Source organism: Methylobacterium sp. B1 (assembly GCF_000333255.1).
Classification (GTDB): domain Bacteria; phylum Pseudomonadota; class Alphaproteobacteria; order Rhizobiales; family Beijerinckiaceae; genus Methylobacterium; species Methylobacterium fujisawaense.
Genome location: NZ_BACT01000005.1, coordinates 1 through 3,928, shown reverse-complemented (window position 1 = coordinate 3,928; position 3,928 = coordinate 1). Strand labels below are relative to the sequence as shown.

The 3,928-nt window shown below is 73.4% G+C and carries 4 protein-coding genes; all 4 read left to right on the top strand.

Annotated features, from left to right (window positions below; translation table 11 throughout):
* On the top strand, positions 1–1,488 hold a 1,488-nt coding region (locus I53_RS00200), incomplete at its 5' end, for a cobaltochelatase subunit CobN (protein ID WP_043345298.1).
* A complete protein-coding gene (gene cobG, locus I53_RS00195) occupies positions 1,485–2,825 on the top strand; it encodes a precorrin-3B synthase (protein ID WP_043345295.1) in 1,341 nt (446 codons plus the stop codon). The genes I53_RS00200 and cobG, both read left to right, overlap by 4 nt.
* On the top strand, positions 2,822–3,514 hold the full coding sequence (locus tag I53_RS00190) for a precorrin-8X methylmutase (protein WP_257787421.1): 693 nt from the start codon (positions 2,822–2,824) through the stop codon (positions 3,512–3,514). The genes cobG and I53_RS00190 overlap by 4 nt, the downstream gene beginning before the upstream one ends.
* Positions 3,514–3,928, top strand: a 415-nt coding sequence (locus I53_RS00185) for an SAM-dependent methyltransferase (protein WP_043345294.1), incomplete at its 3' end; no start/stop codon positions are given. The genes I53_RS00190 and I53_RS00185, both read left to right, overlap by 1 nt.

The following is a 3,928-nucleotide window of genomic DNA, read 5'->3' as shown; positions in this document are numbered from 1 at the left end:
CGCGAGTTGGTGGAGGAATACGCCGCCGCGAGCGTGCTCGATCCCCGCCGCGCCGAACTGGTGGCCCGCGCCATCCTCGAGGAGGCCGAGGCCGCCGGATTGCTGGACGGCGCCGGCATCGGCCCGGACACGCCGATGGACGAGGCGCTGACCCGGCTGGACGCGCATCTCTGCGACCTCGGCGAAACCGTCTTCCGCGACGGTCTCCACGTCTTCGCCCGAGCCCCGGGCGAGGCCGCGGAGGCGGTGCTGGCAAGCGCCGCCTCCGAGCGGACCGGGCTGCTCGCAGCTCTCGACGCCCGATTCGTCCGGCCGGGGCCCTCCGGCTCGCCGTCCCGCGGGCGCAGCGACGTGCTCCCCACCGGACGCAACCTCGCGACCCTGGACCCGCGGGCCATCCCGAGCCGCGCCGCCGCGCTCCTCGGTGAGAGGGCCGCTGCCGCCGTGGTGACCCGCTACCTTCAGGACGAGGGTGCCTATCCGGCCCGGATCGTCATGGATCTCTGGGCCTCGCCGACACTGCGCACCGGCGGCGAGGATGTGGCGCATGCCCTCGCCCTCATGGGCGTGCGGCCGGTCTGGGACCATGCCAGCACTCGCGTCACCGGTTTCGAGATCCTTCCGCTGGCCATGCTCGACCGGCCCCGGATCGACGTCACCGTGCGGGTCTCCGGGGCGTTCCGCGACACATTCCCGGAGACCCTGGCGCTGCTCGACCGGGCGACCCGCGCCGTGGCCGACAGGGACGAGGCCGACGACGAGAACCCGCTGGCGGCGGCCCGCCGACGGGGGGAAACGGCCGTGCGGGTCTACGGCGCTGCGCCGGGCCGCTACGGCGCCGGTACCGCCGCGACGGCCCTCGACGGCACATGGGATGGCCGCGCCGATCTCGGTCGCGCCTATCTTGCGGCCAGCACGCACGCCTATGGCGACCGCGAGGCGCCGGATGCGGATTTCTCCGCCCGGGTGGCGGGAGCCGACGCCTATCTCCACGCCTTCGACGTGGCCGAGCGCGATCTGTTCGACGGGGATGCCGCTGTGGACGCGATGGGCGGCTTCGCGGCCGCCGCTGCCCTGGAGGGGGCGAGCCCCGCGCTCTACAGCCTCGACGTCTCGCAGCCGGAGCGACCGAAAGCCCGAACCGCCCGGGAGGACGCGGCCCGCCTGATCCGAGGCCGCCTCGCCGATCCCCGCTGGATCGCCGCCCAGCTCCGTCACGGCTATCGCGGCGCGCAGGAGCTGGCTCAGGGGCTCGATGCGGTTTTCGTCCTCGCCGCCGCCAGCGATGCGGTGTCCGATGCCGGCTTCGAGACGCTGTACGCCGCCTGGATCGCCGATACCGAGGTGTTCGAGCGCCTGCGGGCCGCCAACCCCGCGGCCACCCGGGCGATCCTGGAACGGTTCGACGCCGCCCGGGACCGGGGACTCTGGCACAGCCGGCGCAACGCTCTTCCGGCCGACGCCTTGCTGCACGAGGCCGCCGAATGAGCGTCGCTCCGCGCCTGCATGGACGTGCGCTGCCCGAGGCGGCCAGCCGTCGGGGCTGGTGCCCCGGCCTGACCCGGCCGATGCCCACGGGCGACGGCTTGCTGGCGCGGGTACACCCGCCCCTGGGCGTCCTGACGCTCGGTCAGGCCCGCGCCGTGGCGGAGGGCGCCCGGCGCTTCGGGAACGGGCACCTGGATCTCACCGCGCGGGCCAATCTTCAGATCCGGGGCGTCACCGAGGCGACGCAGGCTTCCCTTGCCGCGTGGCTCTCGGCCCAGGGCCTCGGCGACGTGCGGGCCGATGGCGGGCCTCAGCGCTTGACGCTCACGAGCCCGCTGGCGGGCCGCGATCCGGAGGAGGCCATCGACGTGCCGGGACTGGCCCGTGCCGTCGAAGCGGCGGGGCTGACGATTCCCGGCCTGCCGGCCAAGACCCTGGTCGTGATCGAGGGACGCGTCGATCGGGCGACCGCGGAGGCCGATTGCGCCGTGATCGCTAACGGACCCGGCCGCGTTGCGATCACGATCGCTTGCGGCGAGGGGCGGCAGGATCTTCTGACCTGCGGGGAACGGGAAGCGCCCGACGTGGTAGCCGCCGTGCTCACCGCCTTCGCGCGGACCGGCCGGCGCCGGATGCGCGATCTGTCGGAAGACGAAAGGGCGACGCTGACGGAGGCGCTGCGGAGCGGAAAGCGACCACACGTCGCAGCGCGCGGAGGCGAAAGCGTATGGCCCGGCCAAGCCCGGCAGCCACGAGGCGGACAGGACCTTCAGATCCTCGCCATCGATGCACCCTTCGGTCGCTGTACGGCCGAGGCCCTCGACCGGCTCGCGGATGCCGCGGTCACGCTCGGCGCGGACGAGCTTCGACTCTCGCCGACCCGCGGCTTCATGCTCCTGGCCCCCCCGGACGTCCCGGCAGCGGCGGTGCGAGAGGCCCTGTCGATGGACTTCATCGTTGCCGCCGACGACCCGCGGCGGGCGATCGATGCCTGCACGGGTGCCCCGGGCTGCGCCTCCGGGTCGACCCGGACCCTCACCGATGCGGCGCGCCTCGCGGCGGCGTTCGCTCCCCTGGCGGCCTTGGGCCACGCCGCGCACGTCTCGGGATGCGCCAAGGGATGCGCCCGACCGGGGCCGGCCGACCTGACCCTCGTCGGTCGCGATGGTCTGTACGGCGTGGTGATCGGCGGTGCCCCCGCCGATGAGCCGGCGATGCATCTCCCTATCGAGGCCGTGCTGGAGCGGTTAGGAAGAGCCAAGATCGTCGGGCTGTCCGCCGCCTTCGCGCCGGAGACGACCTGGACGGACAGCGGGAGGACCAGGAGACCGGCATGAGCGCGAGCCAGAACGCCCTGCGCCAGACAGGATCGGAGCCGGCCGCGGCCCACGAATCCCCGTCCCGCTATGAGTATATCCGCGACGGCGGCGCGATCTACGCGCGCTCCTTCGCGATGATCCGCGCCGAGGCGGATCTCGGACGCTGGTCGGGCGCCGCCGAGCGCGTCGTCGTGCGCATGATCCATGCCTGCGGGATGACCGACCTGCCGACCGATGTGGAGATGTCGCCGGGCTTCGCGGAAGCGGGCGTCGCGGCCCTGAAGGCCGGCGCGCCGATCCTGTGCGATGTCCGCATGGTCGCCGACGGCGTCACCCGGGCACGGCTGCCCGCCGATAACGACGTGGTCTGCACGCTCGGCGATCCCCGCGTGCCGGAGCTCGCCCGGAGCCTCGGCACAACGCGGTCCGCAGCCGCCATGGAGCTGTGGCGCGAACGCCTGCCGGGTAGCGTCGTGGCGGTGGGCAACGCGCCGACCGCCCTGTTCCGCCTTCTGGAGCTGCTCGACGCCGGCGTCGCGCCTCCGGCCGCGGTGATCGGCATCCCGGTGGGTTTCGTCGGCGCGGCCGAATCGAAGGAGGCGCTGGCCCGGGACGGCCGCGTGCCGTTCGTGGTCGTGCACGGGCGGCGCGGCGGCAGCGCCATGACGGCCGCCGCTATCAACGCGCTCGCCAGCGAGGTCGAGTGATGGACGGTTTCGAACGCCTCGACGGCCCGACCGAGGAGCTGTCCGCGGCGGCGATGACGGGAACGCTCTACGGGGTCGGCATGGGCCCGGGCGATCCGGATCTGCTGACCGTGAAGGCGCAGCGCATCCTGATGCGCGCGCCGGTGCTGGTGCATTTCTGCAAGCGCGGCCGGCGGGGCAACGCCCGCACCATCGCGGACGCGATCCTGCGCGATCCGGACCGCGAGATGGCACTGGCCTATCCCTACACCACCGAGATCCATCCCGAGCATCCGGAATACGTCACCGCGCTCGCGGGCTTCTACGACGAGGCGGCCGGTAAACTCGCCGACCACCTCGGCGCCGGGCGCGACGTCGCGATCCTGTCGGAGGGCGACCCGTTCTTCTACGGCTCGTTCATGCACCTGTGGCGGC

Bases quoted from the DNA above. Each gene is read 5' to 3' on its own strand.
- cobG (WP_043345295.1), top strand. From the start codon at position 1,485: ATGAGCGTCGCTCCGCGCCTGCATGGACGTGCGCTGCCCGAGGCGGCC.
- I53_RS00190 (WP_257787421.1), top strand. From the start codon at position 2,822: ATGAGCGCGAGCCAGAACGCCCTGCGCCAGACAGGATCGGAGCCGGCC.